Origin of the sequence: Duganella sp. 1224, assembly GCF_013408245.1 — a bacterium.
Classification (GTDB): domain Bacteria; phylum Pseudomonadota; class Gammaproteobacteria; order Burkholderiales; family Burkholderiaceae_D; genus Rugamonas.
The window spans coordinates 2408277-2427742 of the sequence record NZ_JACBYS010000001.1 but is presented as its reverse complement, the minus strand read 5'-3'; the positions used below and the strand labels follow the sequence as shown (position 1 = coordinate 2427742).

The 19466-nt window shown below is 66.2% G+C and carries 14 protein-coding genes; 9 read left to right on the top strand and 5 right to left on the bottom strand.

Annotated features, from left to right (window positions below):
- Window positions 1-47 precede the first annotated feature (47 nt).
- Window positions 48-2873 carry a phosphoenolpyruvate carboxylase gene (gene ppc, locus FHW58_RS10785; RefSeq protein ID WP_179672996.1) on the bottom strand — a complete coding sequence of 942 codons (2826 nt, stop codon included), beginning with the start codon at window positions 2871-2873 and terminating at the stop codon, window positions 48-50.
- A gap of 166 nt (window positions 2874-3039) precedes the next feature.
- Here ppc and hemC point away from each other — a divergent pair, with 166 nt between their 5' ends.
- From hemC to FHW58_RS10765, 4 genes are read left to right on the top strand one after another with little or no spacing between them, the layout of a single operon-like run.
- Window positions 3040-4053, top strand: coding sequence for a hydroxymethylbilane synthase (hemC, locus tag FHW58_RS10780; RefSeq protein WP_179672995.1), 1014 nt, complete (start codon window positions 3040-3042; stop codon window positions 4051-4053).
- 7 nt (window positions 4054-4060) lie between these two features.
- Window positions 4061-4852: a uroporphyrinogen-III synthase gene (locus FHW58_RS10775; protein ID WP_179672994.1), complete on the top strand. Its 792-nt coding sequence runs from the start codon at window positions 4061-4063 to the stop codon at window positions 4850-4852.
- The gene (locus FHW58_RS10770) at window positions 4849-6003 is read left to right on the top strand and encodes a uroporphyrinogen-III C-methyltransferase (protein WP_179672993.1); all 1155 of its coding nucleotides are present in this window, start codon (window positions 4849-4851) and stop codon (window positions 6001-6003) included. Before FHW58_RS10775 ends, FHW58_RS10770 begins: the two co-directional genes overlap by 4 nt.
- Before the next feature lie 2 nt (window positions 6004-6005).
- A complete protein-coding gene (locus tag FHW58_RS10765; RefSeq protein WP_179672992.1) occupies window positions 6006-7202 on the top strand; it encodes a heme biosynthesis protein HemY in 1197 nt (398 codons plus the stop codon).
- A gap of 82 nt (window positions 7203-7284) precedes the next feature.
- Here FHW58_RS10765 and FHW58_RS10760 read toward each other — a convergent pair whose 3' ends face one another.
- Complete coding sequence (locus tag FHW58_RS10760; protein WP_179673377.1) at window positions 7285-8346, bottom strand: MBL fold metallo-hydrolase; 1062 nt, start codon at window positions 8344-8346, stop codon at window positions 7285-7287.
- Window positions 8347-8475: 129 nt separating this feature from the next.
- Here FHW58_RS10760 and ppa point away from each other — a divergent pair, with 129 nt between their 5' ends.
- Window positions 8476-9012, top strand: coding sequence for an inorganic diphosphatase (ppa, locus tag FHW58_RS10755; RefSeq protein ID WP_179672991.1), 537 nt, complete (start codon window positions 8476-8478; stop codon window positions 9010-9012).
- Between the two features lie 69 nt (window positions 9013-9081).
- Here the strand turns inward: ppa and FHW58_RS10750 are convergent, their stop codons facing one another.
- Together FHW58_RS10750 and FHW58_RS10745 are read right to left on the bottom strand one after the other, a co-directional pair.
- A complete protein-coding gene (locus FHW58_RS10750; RefSeq protein WP_179672990.1) occupies window positions 9082-9696 on the bottom strand; it encodes a Crp/Fnr family transcriptional regulator in 615 nt (204 codons plus the stop codon).
- 200 nt (window positions 9697-9896) lie between these two features.
- The gene (locus tag FHW58_RS10745; protein ID WP_373996653.1) at window positions 9897-11024 is read right to left on the bottom strand and encodes a GNAT family N-acetyltransferase; all 1128 of its coding nucleotides are present in this window, start codon (window positions 11022-11024) and stop codon (window positions 9897-9899) included.
- 93 nt (window positions 11025-11117) lie between these two features.
- Here FHW58_RS10745 and FHW58_RS10740 point away from each other — a divergent pair, with 93 nt between their 5' ends.
- The 4 genes from FHW58_RS10740 to FHW58_RS10725 all read left to right on the top strand — a co-directional run bounded on the left by FHW58_RS10740 (window position 11118) and on the right by FHW58_RS10725 (window position 18689).
- Window positions 11118-13172: an NAD(+) synthase gene (locus FHW58_RS10740; RefSeq protein WP_179672988.1), complete on the top strand. Its 2055-nt coding sequence runs from the start codon at window positions 11118-11120 to the stop codon at window positions 13170-13172.
- Between the two features lie 105 nt (window positions 13173-13277).
- A complete protein-coding gene (locus FHW58_RS10735; protein WP_154380768.1) occupies window positions 13278-13616 on the top strand; it encodes a P-II family nitrogen regulator in 339 nt (112 codons plus the stop codon).
- A gap of 385 nt (window positions 13617-14001) precedes the next feature.
- Entirely contained in the window at window positions 14002-15555 is a 1554-nt protein-coding gene (locus FHW58_RS10730; RefSeq protein WP_229265125.1) for a tryptophan halogenase family protein, read from the top strand.
- An 89-nt stretch (window positions 15556-15644) separates the two neighbouring features.
- Complete coding sequence (locus tag FHW58_RS10725; RefSeq protein ID WP_179672987.1) at window positions 15645-18689, top strand: TonB-dependent receptor; 3045 nt, start codon at window positions 15645-15647, stop codon at window positions 18687-18689.
- A 54-nt stretch (window positions 18690-18743) separates the two neighbouring features.
- On the opposite strand, the gene FHW58_RS10720 is transcribed toward FHW58_RS10725, so the two are convergent.
- Window positions 18744-19379: a trimeric intracellular cation channel family protein gene (locus FHW58_RS10720; protein WP_179672986.1), complete on the bottom strand. Its 636-nt coding sequence runs from the start codon at window positions 19377-19379 to the stop codon at window positions 18744-18746.
- Between the last annotated feature and the right edge of the window lie 87 nt (window positions 19380-19466).

The window sequence follows — 19466 nt, the reverse complement described above, 5'->3', positions numbered from 1 at the left end:
CCCGGCGTCCTTGCGGAGGCCGGGGCGTTGGTACAGGGCGGTGTAGCTTAACCGGTGTTGCGCAAGCCGGCCGCCACGCCGTTGATCGACAGGTGGATGCCGCGGTGGACACGCTCGTCGGCCTTGCTTTCCGCCGATAGCGCGCGGTGGCGCTTGATCAGTTCGACCTGCAGGTGGTTCAGCGGATCCAGGTACGCAAAGCGGTTCTGGATCGAGCGCGCCAGCAGCGGATTGCCGGCCAGGCGCTCGCTGGCGCCGGTGATGCTTTGCAGGATCTCCAGCGTGTTGGCATGCTCCTCGGTGATGCGCTTGAAGATGCGCTCGCGCAGTTCCTTGTCCTGCACCAGCTCGGCGTAGCGCGAGGCGATTGCCAGGTCGGTCTTGGCCAGCACCATGTCCATATTGGACAGCAGCGTGGCGAACAGCGGCCAGTGCTGGAACATGGCTTGCAGCTGCGCCAGGCGCGCGGCCTGGTCGCCATCCGCGATCCAGCCGCCGATGGCGCTGGCGAAGCCGTACCAGCCCGGCAGCAGCAATCGGCACTGGCCCCACGAGAAGCCCCAGGGAATCGCGCGCAGGTCTTCGATCCGCTTGGTCGACTTGCGCGAGGCCGGGCGCGAACCCAGGTTCAGCTCGGCGATCTCGGCAATCGGCGTGGCGGTGAAGAAGTAGTCGGTGAAGCCGGGCGTTTCATAGACCAGGTTGCGGTAGGCCTTGTAGGCGCGGTCCGAAATCTCGGCCATGATGGTCTCGAACTGGTGCAGTTGCTTGCTGTGTTCGGCGTCTTCCGGCTGCGGCAGCAGGCTGGCTTCCAGCGTGGCCGCGACCAGCAGTTCCAGGTTGCGGCGGCCGATGTCCTTGTTGGAGAACTTGGAGGCGATGATCTCGCCCTGTTCGGTCAGGCGGATCTGGCCGTTCACGGTGCCGTGCGGCTGCGCCAGGATGGCGTCGTACGACGGACCGCCGCCGCGGCCGACCGTGCCGCCGCGGCCGTGGAACAGGCGCAGCTTGACGCCGGCTTTTTCAAACACCTTGACCAGGTTGGTTTCGGCCTTGTACAGCTCCCAGTTGGAGGTGAGGAAGCCGCCGTCCTTGTTGGAGTCCGAATAGCCGAGCATGACTTCCTGGATCTGGCCCTGCTTGCCGATCAGTTCCTTCACCAGCGGAATCGCCATCACCGCTTCCATGATGCCGGCGGCGCGCTGCAGGTCGGGAATGGTTTCGAACAGCGGGATCACCATCAGGTCCAGCTCCGGGCCGGCGTCGCCGGCGGCGATGCGCAGCAGGCCCAGCTCTTTTTGCAGCAGCAGCACTTCCAGCAGGTCGGACACGGTTTCGGTGTGCGAGATGATGTAGTTGCGGATGGCGCGCGCGCCGTAGCGGGCGCGGATCTCGCGCGCGGCGCGCAGCACGCCCAGTTCGGACACGGTTTCGTCCGAGTAGGTCACGTACGGCGAATTCAGCAGGCGCGGCTGGGCCAGTTCGCTCAGCAGCAGCCGCACCTTGGCGTCCTCGTCCAGCGCGGCGTAGTCGGCCTGCACGCCGGACTTGGCGAACAGCTCGGCCAGCACGCGCTCGTGGATGTCGGACGACTGGCGCATGTCCAGCGAGGCCAGGTGGAAGCCGAAGATGTCGGCCGCGCGCTTCAGCGTGGACAGGCGCGGCTGCACCAGCACCGCGCCGTGGTGGGCGTTGAGGGAGTCGATCAGCACCTGCAGGTCGGCCGAGAAGGCGCGGGCGTCGGCGTACGGCTCGGCGTGGCCGACTTCCTTGCGCAGGATGTTGGTGGCGCCCAGCGCGCGCGCGGTCGCGGCCAGGCGGGCGTAGATGCCGATCAGCGCGCGGCGGTACGGCTCGTCGGCGCGGTGGTCGGAGGTGTCGGGCGACTGGTCGGCCAGCGCTTGCAGTTCGGGCGTGCAGGCCACCATCAGGGTCGAGATCGACAGTTCGGCGCCCAGCGTGTGCGCCTCCTCCAGGTAGAAGTCGAGGATGGTGGTGGCCTGGCGCGTCAGCGCGTGCGACATGGTGTTGCCGTTGACATTGGGATTGCCGTCGCGGTCGCCGCCGATCCAGCTGCCCATCTGCACATACGGCGCGTCGATCGGCACCTGCTGGCCGTAGTGGTGGGCGATGTCCTGCTCGATGTCGTCGTACAAGCCCGGCAGTTCGCGCAGGAAGGTGATGCGGTAGTAGGACAGGGCGTTCTCGATTTCGTCGGCCACGGTCAGCTTGGTGTAACGCAGCATGCGGGTCTGCCACAGCGTGGCGATGCGGGCGCGCAGCAGGTGCAGGTTGGCGGCGCGTTCCTTGGGCGTCAGCGGCAGGTCGCGTTCGGCCAGCAGGCGGGCGATGTCGTGCTCGGCGTCGAGGATGGACTTGCGCTGCACCTCGGTCGGGTGGGCGGTCAGCACCGGCGAAATCAGCGCTTCCTGGAAGAAGGTTGACACCGTTTCCTGGGCGACGCCGGCCTCCTTCAGCTTGCACAGCGCGTAGTCGACGCTGCCGCGCTGCGGCCTGGAGCCGGCCAGCAGGTGGGCGCGGCGGCGGCGGATGTGGTGCTGGTCCTCGGCGATGTTGGCCAGGTGCGAGAAGTAGGAAAAGGCGCGCACCACCGAAATGGTCTGCTCCTTGGTCAGGATCTTCAGCATGCCGTCCAGTTCCTTGGCGGCGCCGGCGTCGGCCTCGCGGCGGAAGCGCACGGCGGTCTGGCGGATGGTTTCGACCACGGCGTAGACTTCCTCGCCCTCCTGGTCGCGCAGCACGTCGCCCAGCAGGCGGCCTAATAAGCGTATGTCTTCCTTCAGCGGCGCGTCTTTGTCGGCGCCCGGTTGTTCAGCAGCTTGTTCGTTCAATGCACTAGATGGATTGGCCATGTGTTTTAAGTCACGAAAGGGTGAAATATGTGGTGCATGGGCTTATGGCCCGGTTCTGCGAGAAGGTGAGCATGCTAAAATTTGTGATCTTAAACACGCGCGTGGTACTGGCTTGCGCCGGTTAGCGTCAGCTACAGCGAAAGAACTGGTTTTGAAAACATCCGAATTGGTACAAAACTCCCCGTCCAGATTGGTCATTGCGTCGCGCGAGAGCCGTCTGGCCATGTGGCAAGCCGAGCACGTCCGCGATCGCTTGGCATTATTATATCCTCAGTGCGATGTCAAAATTGTGGGAATGACGACCCGTGGCGATCAAATTTTGGATCGCACCCTGTCCAAGGTCGGTGGCAAGGGCCTGTTCGTGAAAGAACTGGAAGTGGCGATGGCCGAGGGCCGCGCCGACCTGGCGGTGCACTGCCTGAAGGATATGCCGATGGAGTTGCCGGAAGGCTTCAGCATGGCCGCCGTGCTGGAGCGCGAGGACGCGCGCGACGCCTTCGTCTCCAACGACTATGCGTCGCTGGCCGACCTGCCGGCCGGCGCCATTGTCGGCACCAGCAGCCTGCGCCGCCAGGCGCTGATCGCCGCGCGCTATCCGCACCTGGTGATCAAGCCGCTGCGCGGCAACCTGGATACCCGCCTGGCCAAGCTGGACCGCGGCGAGTACGCCGCCATCATCCTGGCCGCCGCCGGTCTCAAGCGCCTGGGCCTGGCGTCGCGCATCCGCGCCGTGCTGGATGCCGACCTCAGCCTGCCGGCGCCGGGGCAGGGCACGCTGGCGCTGGAAATCCCCCAGCGTGACGACGGCCTCGACCTGGCCTCGGTCCTGGCGCCGCTGCACCACGAGCCGAGCGCGCTGGTGTCGATCGCCGAACGCAAGGTGTCGCAGGTGTTTGGCGGCAGCTGCCAGGTGCCGCTGGCGTCGTACGCCACCATTACCGGCGACCAGATGCATCTGCGCGCGCTGGTGGCCACGCCGGACGGCACGCGCATGATCAGCGCCGAGGCGCGCGGCGCGGCCGCCGACGCCGAGGCGCTGGGCGTGCAAGTGGCCGAGCTGCTGCGCGCGCAGGACGCCGAGGGCATCCTGGCCGCCTGCCTGAGCGAGGCGGCGCAGGCCGACGACGACGCGCGCTCGGCCGAACTGGCCGCCAGCGCCCACGGCAAGCCTGCCGCCTGATAGACGGATGGCCGGCGCCGTCGTCATCACCCGTCCGCTGGCGCAGGCTGCGCCGCTGGCGGCCCGCGTGGCCGCCCTGGGCCGCGCGGTCGAAGTGCTGCCGCTGCTGGAAATCGCGCCGCTGGCCGACCCGCGCGCGCTGCAAGCGACGCTGGCGCGGCTGGACGAGTATGCGCTGGTGGCCTTCGTCTCGCCCAACGCCATCGACGCCGCCTTCGCCCACATCGCTGCGTGGCCGCCGCGGGTGGCCCTGGCCGTGGTGGGCGAGGGCAGCCGCGGCGCGCTGGCCGCGCACGGCGTCACGCCCGAGCGCTACCGCATTGCCTGTCCGCCGGACCACGTGCCAAGCGACTCCGAACACCTGCTGCAAGCGCTCGACCTGGCCGCACTGAAAGGCCGGCGCGTCTTGATCATCCGCGGCGAAAGCGGTCGCGAGCTGATGGCCGATGGCCTGCGCGACGCTGGCGCCGTGGTTGACGTGCAGCCGGCCTACCGCCGCTCGGTGCCGGCGCTGACGCCGGCGCTGGCCGCCACGCTGCGCCGTTTGCTGGCGCAGCAAAACGACTGGATCATCACCAGTTCCGAGGCCCTGCGCGGCCTGTGCGGCCTGCTCGCGCAAATGGACTTGCGGCACCCTGACGCGATGCAGCACAATAGCGTTGTAGCAATGCAACAACAGCATCTGATCGTGCCCCATGCCCGGATTGCCGAAACGGCAAATAATTTAGGATTTTCCAAGCTGACGCTCACAGGATCAGGCGACGAACGCCTTCTGGCCGCGTTACAATCATGCCCATGAACGATTTGCCTACTTTACCTGACCCAGCCGTCTCGTCCGCCAAGGCCGGCGAGACCCCGCCGCCGGCCACCCCGCCCGTGCAGTCCGAACCGAGCCTGCTCGACACCCTGCAACAGCCGCAAATGCTGGCCGTGGGGATCATCGTGCTGGCCATCCTGCTGGCCGGCCAGACCTGGTCGTCGCATGCGCGGGTCAACAAGCTGCGCGAGGAAATGGCGCTGCGCCTGCAAAAGGGCGACGCCGTCAACGCCGACACCGGCAACCTGGTGCGCAGCGTGCAGGAAAGCACCAAGGAGCTGCAGGCCAAGGTGGCGCTGCTGGAAAGCAAACAGCAGGAGGCGCAGAGCCAGCAACTGGCGCTGGAGCAGCTGTACCAGGATCTGTCCAAGAACCGCGACGAATGGGCGCTGACCGAGATCGAGCAGGTGCTGTCGACGGCGTCGCAGCAGCTGCAGCTGGCCGGCAATGTGCCGGGCGCGCTGATCGCGCTGCAGAACGCCGACCGCAGCCTGTCGCGCTCGGACAAGCCGCAATTCATCACCATCCGCCGCGCCATCGCGCGTGACACCGACAAGCTGAAGGCGCTGCCAAGCGTCGATTCGGTTGGCGTGGCGCTGCGCCTGGACAACGCCATCGCGCAGATCGACACGCTGCCGATGCTGGCCGACGAAAAGCCGGCGCTGCCGGCGGCGCCGGAGAAGAAGGTCAAGACCAAGGTCGTGCATGGCAAGGACGGCAAGCCGGTGGTGGTCGAGCAGACCACCAGCCCGTGGCTGCAGGCGCTGCAGGACGGCTGGAACGGCTGGAGCAGCGAGATGTGGACCGACGTGCGCCAGCTGGTGCGGGTGCGCAACGTCGACACGCCGGACGCGCTGATGCTGTCGCCGACCCAGGCCTATTTCCTGCGCGAGAACCTCAAGCTGCGCCTGCTGAACGCGCGCATGGCGCTGCTGTCGCGTAACGAAGGCGCCTTCCGCGCCGACCTGATCGCGGCGCAGGACGCGCTGGTCAAGTATTTCGACACCCGCGCCCGTTCCACCCAGACTGTGCAGGCGCTGCTGCGCCAGGTCCAGAGCAGCAATCTCGCGATCGAGATGCCGACGCTGGCCGACAGCCTGAACGCCGTGCGCAACTACAAAGCGAAGCCATAGTCATGCGTTTATTCCTCTGGTTAGTCGCCATGATGGCCGCCGCCATCGGCATTGCCGTGACGGCGCGGTTCAATCCGGGCAATGTGGTGCTGTTCTACCCGCCGCACCGCATCGACCTGTCGCTGAACTTCTTCGTGGTGCTGGAAGTGGCGCTGTTTGCCTTCCTGTACATCGTCATCCGCGCCTTCCGCGCCACGGTCAAGATGCCGGGCAAGGTGGCCGCCTACCGCCAGCAAAAGCGCGAGCGCGACGGCAACAAGGGCCTGCGCGAGGCGCTGAAAGCGCTGTTCGAAGGCCGCTTCGGCCACGCGGAAAAGGCCGCGCTGCGCGCCGCCGAGTTGGCGGAAAACGCCGGCGTGGCAGCGCTGATCGGCGCCCGCGCCGCGCACCGCATGCGGCAGTCGGCGCGCCGCGACCAGTGGCTGAACAAGCTGGTCGACGACAACACGATGAAAACCGCGCGCCTGATGACCATGACCGAACTGCTGGTCGACGACCATCAGCCGGAGGCGGCGCTGGAAGCGGTGCGCGAGCTCAACGCCAGCGGCACGCGGCACATCCACGCGCTGCAGATGTCGCTGAAAGCGCAGCAGCAGGCCAAGAACTGGCCGGAAGTGCTGCGCCTGGTGCGCTCGCTGGACAAGCACCGCGCGCTGCATCCGGCGCTGTCATCGCGCCTGCGCGAGCTGGCCTACGACGACCTGCTGTCCGACCCCACGCACGACGCCGAATCGCTGCTGCGCGTGTGGTCGACGGTACCGACCGCCGACCGCATCAAGCCCTACGTGGCGTGCCGCGCCGCCAGCGCGCTGAACGCGCGCGGCCTGCACGACGAAGCGCGCCTGGTGGCGGAGGAATCGCTGGCGGCCGACTGGGACGACCGCGTGGTGCGCACCTACCGCGAAGCCGCCGCGCCGGCCGGCTCGGCCGCGCTGCTGATGCAGATCGAGCATTGCGAGAACTGGGCCAACGCCCGCCCGACCGACGCCGAACTGGCGCTGACGCTGGGTTCCCTGTGCCTGAAGCAGAAACTGTGGGGCAAGGCGCAGCGCTACCTGGAGCAGGCGTTGTCGGACGCCGGCGATCCGCGCATGGTGCGTGAATCGCACCTCAAACTGGCGCAGATGCACGAAGCGCTGGGCCAGGAAGCGGAAGCCGCCAACCACTACCGCCAGTGCGCACTGGCAACAATCCTCTAAACCCAACACCGGGGTCAGTGCCGACATTCGGACATTTCGCGCGCGAAATGTCCGAATGTCGGCACTGACCCCGGTGTTTTTTTCAGGCGGGGTCGCACTCGGCGGGGAGGCCTTCGAGTTTCCAGCGCAGCATGCCGCCGGCCAGGTTGGCGACTTTGCCGAAGCCGGCCTTGGTCAGCAGTACGCTGGCCTGGGCCGAGCGCACGCCGGAGCGGCAGACGGCGACGATCGGCCGCTCGCGGTCGAACTCGTCCACGCGGCCGGTCAGCTGCGATAGCGGCACCAGCGTGGCGCCCGGCAGGTGGCCCAGCTGGTCGATGAATTCCGGCGCCTCGCGCACGTCGACGATCTGGACCTTGCCCAGCCGCTCCAGCAGCGCCATCGGTTCGATTTCCCACACGCCGCTGAAACGCAGCGTCAGCGGCGCCCAGCCCGGGGTGTCGGTCGGCACGTCGCCGTCGGGCTTGCCGCAGCGCAGGTTGGCCGGCACCGCCACCGCCATCAGCTTCGGATGCGGCAGGTTGAGGTTGTTCATGTGGCCGGTGAAATCGCCGACGTCGACGTCGCCGCCCAGGCGCGGGTTGTAGCGCCGCTCTTCCGCCACGCTGGTGACGGTGATGCCGCGATAGTCGTGCGCCGGATACAGCAGGCAGCCGGCCGGCAGGCTGAGGATCTGCTCGTGCACCGACGCGAATAGTTGCTGCGGGCTGCCCTGCTGGAAGTCGGTGCGGCCGCAGCCGCGAATCAGCAGGCTGTCGCCGGTGAAGGCCATGCTGTCGTCGTCCAGCACATAGGTCAGGCAGCCGCTGGTGTGGCCGGGCGTGGCGCGCACGCTCAGGTGGCGCCTGCCGAAGCTGATGCGGTCGCCGTGGCGCAGCGTGGTGTCGGCCTCGGCGGCGCCGGCGGCGGCGGAGACGGCGATGCGGCTGCCGGTGCGCTGGCGCAGCCGCCAGGCGCCGGTGACGTGGTCGGCGTGGACGTGGGTGTCCAGCGTGGCCAGCAGCGTCAGGCCCAGCTCCTGCACCAGCGCCAGGTCGCGCGGCACCTGTTCGTAGACCGGGTCGATCAGCACCGCCTCGCCGCCATCTCCCAGCAGGTAGGTGTAGGTGGAGGAGGTGGGATCGAACAGTTGGCGGAAGATCATCATGCGGTATCCGGATAAGAACAGCCGACATCATAACAAACGTTCAACGGTGTTGCGCCGCACAAGCTGGCTCTACTTCGATATAATGACGCGGTTAAACACCGCCCGCTTATAAACAGAGGAAAATCCATGAGCTTGAACAAAGTGTCTTCCGGTAAAGACGTGCCGAACGATTTCAACGTCATCATCGAAATCCCGATGAACGCTGATCCGATCAAATACGAAGTCGATAAAGAGTCGGGCGCGATCTTCGTGGACCGTTTCATGGGCACCGCCATGCACTACCCATGCAACTACGGCTACGTGCCGAACACCCTGTCGGCTGACGGCGATCCGGTGGACGTGCTGGTCATCACCCCGTTCCCGCTGATTCCAGGCGTGGTGGTGCGCTGCCGCCCGATCGGCGTGCTGAAGATGACCGACGAAGCCGGTGAAGACGCCAAGGTGCTGGCCGTGCCGGTCGACAAGGTACTGTCGATCTACAGCCACTGGCAGAAGCCGGAAGACCTGAACGAACTGCGCCTGCGCCAGATCCAGCACTTCTTCGAGCACTACAAGGACCTGGAAAAGGGCAAGTGGGTCAAGGTCGAAGGCTGGCACGGTCCGGAAGTGGCCAAGGAAGAAATCCTGACCGGCGTCGCCAACTACCAGAAGCAGTCGGCCTGATTTTCCCGCCGTCCGCCGAACGCCCCGTGACCCGTAGCGCCGAACAGCGCCACGGGTCACGGGGTTTTTTTATTGGTGCCGCTCGGCGCCGGTGGCGGCGTCGTCGATGCTGCCTTCCGCCTCGGCCTCGCGGCGCAGACGCGACATGTATTGCGGCGTGATGCCCAGGTAGGAGGCGATCGCGCGCTGCGAGATGCGCGCCTCCAGGCCCGGATACTCTTCGCGGAAGGCCGCCAGCCGTTCCTGCGCCGAGGTTTCGCCGCTGCTGTAGGCGCGCTGGGCCATGCTTTGCAGGCCGGCCATGGCGATGTTCAGGTGGTAGTGCTGCATCACCTCGTGCTGGGCGCGCAGCTCGGAGGCCATCTTCCAGTCCAGCGTAAAGCCGTGGATCGGCGTTTCGGCGATCAGGAACTGCACCGCCGGCTGGCCGCTTTCGCCGCTGATCAGGTCGGTCAGCGTGGTGGCCGATTCGCCCTCGCGGTGGAAGCGCAGCGTCACCTCGACGCCTTCGCGATTGAAAAAGCCGCTGCGGGCGACGCCGCTGGCCAGCCAGTGCACCTGCGTGGCCGGCACGCCGGCGCGTTGCAGGTATTCTCCCTTGCGCACATGAAACGGTTTGGCGATGGTCGCCAGGATGTTGGTCACATGGTTGTACGACTCTTCGCTGACATCAATCCGCTTCATGGTGGCGGATTTAAAGCGGTTACGTTGTTTTATAAAATCTGCATTCATGCTGTATTTGCCACGTTCCTAGAAAACTTTCCAAGGGGGGCGCCAAGTAGAGGCCCGAATGAATTGCTGTAAAGCAAATTGCTTTCATTCCGGGGCATTGTACTCCCTTACGTAAATTCCCGTACATCTAATCCTTGTTCTGGCATGCGCCGTCAGTCGGCTTTGAAGGGGATGTGTTCGGACAGTTCGTCGATATAGTCGTTCATGGCGGCGGTTTCCTGGGCCAGGAAGTCGGCGATGGCGTCGGCGAAGCGTGCATCGGCCACCCAGTGCGCCGACCAGGTGGGCGTCGGCACCAGCCCGCGCGACATCTTGTGCACGCCCTGTGCGCCGCCCTCGAAGCGGGCGATGCCGTGGCGGATGCAGTAGTCGATCGACTGCACGTAGCAGGTTTCGAAGTGCAGGCCGGAGACGAACTCGGTCGTGCCCCAGTAGCGCCCGTACATGACGTTGCCGCCGACCAGGTTGAGCGCCACCGCCACCGGCGCCGCGCCGCGCTTGGCCAGCACGATCATCAGGCTGTCCGGCGTTTCCGCCAGCAGGCGCTGGAAGAAGGCCAGCGACAGATAGGGCTTGGAGTAGTGGGCGGCGTAGGTGGCGACGTAGCACTGGTAGAAAAACCGCAGCACCTCGTCGGTGATGGCGCGGCCGGCCAGGTGCGCGAAGCGGATGCCGGCGTCGTCCACGCGGCGGCGGTCCTGGCGGAGTTTCTTGCGCTTCTCCATCTTCATGCTGGCGAGGAAGGCGTCGAAGTCGGCGTAGTCCTGGTTCTCCCAGTGGAATTGCACGCCTTCGCGCAGCATGAAGCCGGCGTCGGCCAGCGCCTGCCGGTCCTGCTCGTCGGGGAACAGGATGTGCAGCGACGACGTCTCCAGCTGCCGCGCCACCTGCACGGCGGCGCGCGCCAGCAGCCGGCGGTCGTCGGCGTTGTGCGCCAGCAGCCGGCTGCCGGTCACCGGCGTGAACGGCACCGCCGACAGCAGCTTGGGGTAATAGGGGATGCCGTGGCGGTGAAAGGCGTCGGCCCAGGCGTGGTCGAACACGTATTCGCCGCGGCTGTGGTCCTTCAGGTAGAGCGGCATGGCGGCCTGCAGCGCGCCGTCGCGGTGCAGCACCAGGTAGCGCGGTGTCCAGCCGGTGCGCTCCGAGGCGCATTGCGATGCGTGCAGCGCGTGCAGAAACGTGTAGCTCAGCGTGGGATTGTCGCCGGCCAGCGCCTGCCACTGCGCCGGATCGATGTCCGCCAACGAGTCGATGATCGTAAACTCTGCTTCTGCCACACTGCCTCCTTGCACGTTGATGTGCCAGTCTAGCGCATGCGGGCGCGCTTTGCCCGTGCGATAATCGGATTTTGCGTACGCGAAAGACCCAACATGGCTTCGAATTTCTTCAATCTGTACACCCATGATTTCGCCCGCGTGGCGGTGGCCGCGCCGGTGTGCCGCATTGCCGATCCGGCCTACAACGCCGAACAGACCATCGCGCTGGCCGAACAGGCGGCGGCCCAGGGCGCGGCGCTGGTAGCGTTTCCCGAGCTGGGACTGGCGGCCTACACCTGCGACGACCTGTTCCACCAGCGCGCCTTGCTGGACGGTGTGCTGGACGGCCTGGCCGCCATCCTCGACGCCTCGCTGAACTGGAAGATGGCGCTGGTGGTGGGCGCGCCGCTGCGCGTCGACCATCAGCTATACAACTGCGCGGTGGTCATCGCCAACGGCCAGATCCAGGGCGTGGTGCCGAAGAGCTACCTGCCCAACTACGGCGAGTTCTACGAGGCGCGCCAGTTCAGCAGCGGCGACTACGCGGTGGCCACCGAGATCGACCTGCTGGGCGAACGGGTGCAGTTCGGCTCCGGCCTGCTGTTCGAGGTGGCCGACCAGCCGCTGCTGAAATTCCACGTCGAGATCTGCGAGGACGTGTGGGTGCCGGTGCCGCCGTCGTCGTTCGCGGCGCTGGCCGGCGCCACGGTGCTGGTCAACCTGTCGGCCTCGAACGCCCTGGTAGGCAAGGCCAATTACCGCAACCAGCTGGTGGGCCAGCAGTCGGCGCGCTGCATCGCCGCCTACCTGTACACCTCGGCCGGTGCCGGCGAATCCAGCACCGACATGGCGTGGGACGGGCAGGGCGTGATCTTTGAAAACGGCGAACTGCTGGGCGAGGCCAAGCGCTTCGCCGACGAGCCGACGCTGACCTTCGCCGACATCGACCTGGAGCGCCTGTCGCGCGAGCGCATGCGCATGAACACCTTTGCCCAGTCGGTGCAGCGCCACGCGGCCGAGGTGGGCAAGTTCCGCACCGTGTTCTTCCAGCTCGACCTCGACCGCGAACAGCCGCTGGCGCTGAAGCGCTGCGTCGAACGCTTCCCCTACGTGCCGGCCGACGCCCGTCGCCGCGACGAGCGCTGCAACGAGGTCTACAACATCCAGGTGCAGGCGCTGGCGCAGCGCCTGGTCACCAGCGGCCTGCAAAAGGTGGTGATCGGCATTTCCGGCGGCCTCGACTCGACCCACGCGCTGCTGGTCTGCGCGCGCGTGATGGACAAGCTGAAACTGCCGCGCACCAACATCCTGGCCTACACCATGCCCGGCTTTGCCACCAGCGAGCGCACGCTGAAGCAGGCGCACGCGCTGATGAAGCTGGTCGGCTGCGCGGCGCAGGAAATCGATATCCGCCCGAGCTGCATCCAGATGCTGAGGGACCTTGGCCACCCGTACGCGGAGGGCAAGGAGCAGTATGACATCACGTTTGAAAACGTCCAGGCCGGCGAGCGCACCAACCACCTGTTCCGCCTGGCCAACCACCATGGCGGCCTGGTGATCGGCACCGGCGACCTCAGCGAACTGGCGCTGGGCTGGTGCACCTACGGCGTGGGCGACCACATGTCGCACTACAACGTCAACGCCAGCGTGCCGAAGACCTTGATCTCGCACCTGGTGCGCTGGGTGGCGGAGTCCGGCGTGATCGGCCGCAACGACGCCCAGGTGCTGCTGGACATCCTGGCCACCGAGATCAGCCCCGAGCTGGTGCCCGGCACCGCCGGCGGCCAGCCCGAGCAGCGCACCGAGCGCACCATCGGCCCCTACGAGCTGCAGGACTTCAACCTGTACTACGTGCTGCGCTTCGGCTTCAATCCATCCAAGGTGGCGTTCCTGGCGCACACCGCGTGGAAGGACCGGGAGCAGGGCCGCTGGCCGGACGGCGACCACGTCACGCGCAACCAGTACGACCTGGCGGCGATCAAGCACAACCTGGGCATCTTCCTCGACCGTTTCTTCCGCACCAGCCAGTTCAAGCGCAGCTGCGTGCCGAACGCACCGAAGGTGGGCAGCGGCGGTTCGCTGTCGCCGCGCGGCGACTGGCGCGCACCAAGTGATGGCCAAAGCGTTGTTTGGATGGAAGAACTGCGCGCCATTCCGGTGCATGTGTAAAGAATAAGCTTATGTGCATGGACAGTGCGCGGTGGTCGATTACAATACAACCAAAGTACGCAGTCTGCTGCGCCCGGATTTTCGATTTGGATATAAGGAGAAGTCATGAAACAGATTACCGCAGTGATCAAGCCATTCAAGCTGGACGAGGTGCGCGAAGCGCTGGCTGAGGTCAACGTCACCGGCTTGACCGTCACCGAGGTGAAAGGCTTTGGCCGCCAGAAGGGCCATACCGAACTGTATCGCGGCGCCGAATACGTCGTCGACTTCCTGCCGAAAGTCAAGGTCGAGGTGGTGGTCGATGACGGCGTGGCCGAGCAGGTGGTGGATTCCATCATCAAGGCGGCCCGCACCGGCAAGATCGGCGATGGCAAGATCTTCGTGCAGAACGTTGAGCAGGTGATCCGCATCCGCACCGGCGAAACCGGCCCGGACGCCGTCTGAGTCGTTTTTCCGACACACTCCACATGCCGGCCTAGCCGGCATTTTTTTTGCGTCAGCTTGCCATTTGATAGCGCTATCGCGATTTGGGGAAGCGCTACCAGGTTGAATGAAATTTTTTCATGGTCCGTTTTGCCGTATTTTTGTTTGGTTGATCCGCAGCGGCGGCGCAGCTTGCACAGCCGGGCCAGCACCGGAAATATTTGTTCGGTGTTCGCATTAATGTTAGCTTGCCATCACCGGTCCTTGCGCCGGATACAAAAAATACGGGAGACTACATTGAACACCACACCTGCATCCGCGCTGGCGGCGGCCGTGGCCGCACGCGCCCTTGATCCCGCCACTCATGAAAACGTTGTCATAACTGGTCCGCTCTGAGGAGCCGGCGATGAGCAGCCATGACATGCAGTGCGGCGCGGTGCGCCGCATCGTCATTGTTGGCGGCGGCACGGCCGGCTGGATGACGGCGGCGCCGCTGGCCCAACGCCTGGCCGGCCATCCGACGCAGCCGTGCGACATCACGCTGGTGGAGTCGCCCGAGATCGGCACCATCGGCGTCGGTGAGGCGACGCTGCCGACCATCCGCGTCTACAACGCGGCGCTGGGGCTGGACGCCGACGACTTCGTCGCCCGCACCCAGGCCAGCTACAAGCTGGGCATCGAATTCAAGGACTGGGGCCACGTCGGCAACCGCTTCTTCCACGGTTTTGGCGATTTTGGCCCGGCGCTGGCCGGCATCGGCGCGCATCACCACTGGCTGCGCCTGGCCCAGGCCTTCAACCAGATGCCGGCGCTGGAGCACTGGTCGATGCCGTCGGTGATGGCGCGCGACGGCAAGTTCGTGCCGCCCAACGAGCAAACGCCGGGCATGACCGACGCGTATTCCTACGGCTACCACTTCGACGCCGGCCTGTACGCCGCCTACCTGCGCGAGTACGCGGTGGCGCGCGGCGTGCGCCGCATCGAGGGCATGATCGTGGCGGTCGAGCAGCATCCGCAGAGCGGCTTCGTCACCGCCGTCACGCTGCGCGACGGCCGCCGCGTCGAGGGCGACCTGTTCATCGACTGCTCGGGCTTCCGCGGCCTGCTGATCGAGGGCACGTTGCAGGCCGGCTACGAGGACTGGAGCAACTACCTGCCGTGCAACAGCGCGCTGGCGGTGCCGTGCGCCTCGGCGCCGAAGCTGACGCCGTTCACGCGCTCCACCGCCAAGGACGCCGGCTGGCTGTGGCGCATTCCGCTGCAGCACCGCACCGGCAACGGCCACGTGTACAGCAACGGCTTCACCAGCGACGAGCAGGCGCGCCGCACGCTGCTCGATGGCCTGGACGGCACCGCGCTGGACGAGCCGCGTCAGCTGCGTTTCGTCACCGGCCGCCGGCGCAAGTCGTGGGTCAAGAACGTGGTGGCGATTGGCCTGTCGGCCGGCTTCGTCGAGCCGCTGGAGTCGACCAGCATCAACCTGATCGAAACGGCGGTGGGCAAGCTGCTGGAGCTGTTCCCCGACCGCGATTGCAGCCCGGCGCTGGCCGACGAGTTCAACCGCGTGATGGGCCAGCGCTACGAGTCGGTGCGCGACTTCATCGTGCTGCACTACAAGCTGACCGCGCGCGACGATTCCGAATTCTGGCGCTACTGCGCTCACATGGCCATCCCGGACTCGCTGGCGCACCAGATCGCGCTGTTCCGCGACACCGGCCGCGTGGCCATCGTCGACCGCGGCGGCTTCGCCGAGCCGTCGTTCGTGGCCATGATGATGGGCCTGGGCGTGACGCCCCGACGCTACGACCCGCTGGCCGAGCGCGTCGACCTGCGCGTGGTACACGGCCACTTTGCCCAGTTGCGCGACATGATCGCCCAGGCGGTGGCGCGCATGCCGGCGCACGGCGCCTATGTCGCGCAGCAGGCCGCCGCCGGCATGGCCGCGCGCGCGGCCGCCTGACCAATCACCCAACTGACGGAGGAGCGCACTTTTTATCGACATCTGCACCGCTGAGTGAAATACAAAAACCTACAAAGGGAGAGAGACAATTGAGTAAGTTACAGAAAACTGCGATCGCCGCCGCGGTCGCGCAGGTGGCCATGCTGCACGCCAGCCCGGCCTGGGCGCAGACCACCGACACCACCGGCCCCGGCACCACCGTGGTGGTGAGCGGCCAGCGCGCCGCGCTGCAATCGGCGCAAAAGCTCAAGCAGGATGCCGACGAGGTGGTCGATTCCATCGTCGCCGAGGACATCGGCAAGCTGCCGGACCGCTCGGTGACCGAGGTGCTGCAACGCATCGCCGGCGTCACCATCGACCGCAACATGGCGGGCGATCCCAACCGCCAGTCGGTCGAGGGCTCGGGCGTGTCGGTGCGCGGCCTGACCTATGTGCGCTCGGAAATCAACGGCCGCGACGCCTTCTCGGCCGGCGGCGGCCGCTCGCTCGGCTTCGCCGACGTGGCGCCGGAGCTGATGGCTGGCGTGGACGTGTACAAGAATCCGTCCGCCGAGCAGGTGGAGGGCGCGGTGGCCGGCCTGGTCAACCTGCGCACTGCCATGCCGTTCGACTACAAGGGCTTCAAGGGCACGGTGGGCGTGTCGGAATCGTATTCGACGCTGCGCAAGGGGCGGCCGTCGCCGACCGTCACCGTGCTGCTGTCGGACCGCTGGAAAACCGACTTCGGCGAATTCGGCGCGCTGATCGACTTCGCCCACGCCAAGAGCCCGAGCCGCTCGGATGGCGTCGGCGTCGACCCGTACTTCCCGCACGTGAACTCGACCGATCCGGCCAAGTACGATCCGACCAAGACGCAATGGATTCCGCTGGGCGTGGGCTACCGCTCGCAGGACTTCGACCGCACCCGCCGCGGCGACTACGCGGCCTTCCAGTGGAAGCCGAACAAGGACCTGAGCGCCGCGCTGACCTACTTCAAGACGCGCTACAAGGAAGACCTGGACGAGCACGTGGTGGCCTCGTCGGAAGACAAGTGGTACCAGCAGGTGGCCAGCGCCAACTCGGTGTTCGACAGCAAGGGGGCGTTCCAGAGCGGCACCATCTCGAACCCGACCTACGGCGGCTCGCCGTTCAACAGCTCGCAGCGCATCAACACGCGCGAGTCCGGCACGCGCGACATCTCGCTCAACGTGCAATGGCGGGTGGCGCCGGACCTGACCTGGACCAACGACTTCCAGCACGTGCGCTCGACCACCGAGGGCTTCGACGCCGACGTCTCGACCGGCTTCATCCTGCCCAACCAGACCATGGACATGACCGGCAAGGTGCCGCAGATCAGCCTGGGCTCGGCGGCCTACATGGCCGATCCGCACAACTACTACTGGGCCTACACCCAGGAAGCGCTGGACCGCGCGCACGCGACGCAGAAGGCGTGGAAGTCCGACCTCAAGTATTCGTTCGACGACCCGGTGCTGCGCGATATCCGCTTTGGCGTGCGCCTGGCCGACCGCGACGGCGTCAACAACAAGGCGCAGAAGTTCTACAACTGGCAGGCGATCACCTTCCCGTGGATGGAGGGCTGGCAGATTCCGGGCGTGGCGCGGCTGGACGACCCGCGCTTCGCCGGCGGCGCCTCGCTGCAGAAGATCGACAACTTCTTCGACGGTAAATACAACCTGCCGCCGATGCTGTTTGCCGATGCCGCCACGGTGCGCGGCTTCCCTGAGCAATGGAGCAAGATCCACGCTTACCACGACGTGCTGTGCGCGCAGCAGGGCTCGACCTGCGATCCGTGGAAGCCGGCCACTTACAAAGACCCGGCCGCCACCAACACGCAGAGCGAGAAAACGCGCGCCGCCTACGCCCAGCTGCGCTTCGGCTGGGATGACCTGAAGTACCCGGTCGACGGCAATGTCGGCCTGCGCTATGTGCGCACGCGCGGCACCGGCAGCGGCTACGTCGCCTTCACGCCGCCGTCGGCGCCGACCGTGGGCGCCGGCATTCCGGTCAGCGGCCAGGACAAGCTGATCAACATCGCCCAGTTTGCCGAACAGCAGTCGTACAGCAATGCGTACAACAACTGGCTGCCGAGCCTGAACCTGCGCCTGAAAGCCACGCAGCAGCTGCAGTTCCGCCTGGCGGTGGCCAAGGCCATGGCGCGGCCGGACTTCAACCAGTTGCAAGTACAGACCACGCTCAACGCCCAGCACCTGCAGACGGTGACCCGCGACGCCTCCGGCAACACCACTTCGGTGCGTTTCGACGGCACCAGCCTGACCGGCACCAGCGACGGCAACCCGATGCTGAAGCCGACCACCGCCACCAACGTCGACGTCACCGCCGAGTGGTACTTCGCCAAGGCCGGCTCGCTGACCTTCTCGGCCTTCAACAAGGACCTGAAGGACATCATCGTCACGCAGAACTACGCGTACACCGCCAAGGACGTGAGCGGCAAGCCGCAGACCTTCGTGGTCACCGGTCCGGTCAACGGCGCCAAGGGCTACGCGCGCGGCTTCGAGCTGGCCCACCAGCAGTACTACGACTTCGTGCCGGACTGGTTGCGCGGCATCGGCACGCAGGCCAGCTGGACCTACGTGGACAGCGAGCGCACGCTGAAGAATCCGGTGTTCGAGGCCTGGTGCTCGGGCAATGACGCCTCGTCCAACTACAACCTCAACATCAACGGTTGCGACACCGACGCGCGCGCGTTCGGCAAGACGCCGCTGCAGGGCTTGTCGCGCCACACCATCAACCTGGCGCTGATGTACGAGCAGAACGGGCTGTCGATGCGGCTGGCGTACAACTGGCGCTCGCGTTACCTGCTGGGCGTGAACCAGTGGGGCAGCCGCGGCAACAACGGCCTGAACACCAATCCGGCCTCGGGCGCGGACCGCTTCCTGATTCCGACCACCAACAACGACCAGGCCTACGGCCTGCCGTTGTACCAGGCGGCGTATGGCCAGGTGGACGCGTCGATCTTCTATGACTTCACGGACAAGTTCCGGGTCGGCCTGGAGGGCACCAACCTGACCAACTCGTACACGCGCCAGATCATGCAGCAGCACGCGGGCGATTTCACCCGCCAGGTGTTCATGAGCGGGCCGCGTTACACGCTGTTGGCGCAGTACTCGTTCTGACGATTCGTCATTCCAGCGCAGGAACGACGGCGGGCTTGATCTGGCGGCATGGGCTCAATGGTGGCTGCGGAGGTTGAGGTCGAACTTCCAGGTCACCAGCCGCAGGATGGCGATGAAGGCGGCGCTGGTCCACAGCGCCGCGTCGTCGGAGACAAGGTCGGCGTATTGCAGGCCGATGTAGAGCCAGGTGCCGAAGAAGGCACAGATGGCGTAGGGCTTGCCGTCGCGCAGCACCATCGGCACCTCGTTGCAGACGATGTCGCGCAGCACGCCGCCGAAGATGCCGGTGATCACGCCCATCATCGAGGCGATGAAGATCGGCATGTGGGCGGCCTGGGCCTGGGCCACGCCGGCCACGGCGAACAGGCCGAGGCCGACGGCGTCGGCCACCACGATCACCCGTTCCGAGATAATCTGGCGCACGGTTTTCATCAGCGGCGTGGCGACCAGCGTCAGCACGAAGATCAGGATCACGTATTCCTGGTGCATGACCCAGAACAGCGGGCGCTTGTCGAGCAGGATGTCGCGCAGCGTGCCGCCGCCGAACGCGGCGATGAAGGCGACCGTGAACACGCCGACGATGTCCATGCGCTTGCGGCGCGCCTCCACGAACCCCGATAGCGCGCCGACCAGTATCGCCATGACTTCAATGATGGTGATCAGGGAGACGTGTACCGGGACGTGCTTCATGTGGGCAGATGGGCAAGGTTGCAATGCCCGTAGGCTAACATGGCCGTCTGAGAAGGGGTAGGGGTGTTGCAGTCTGCCAACCCGCAC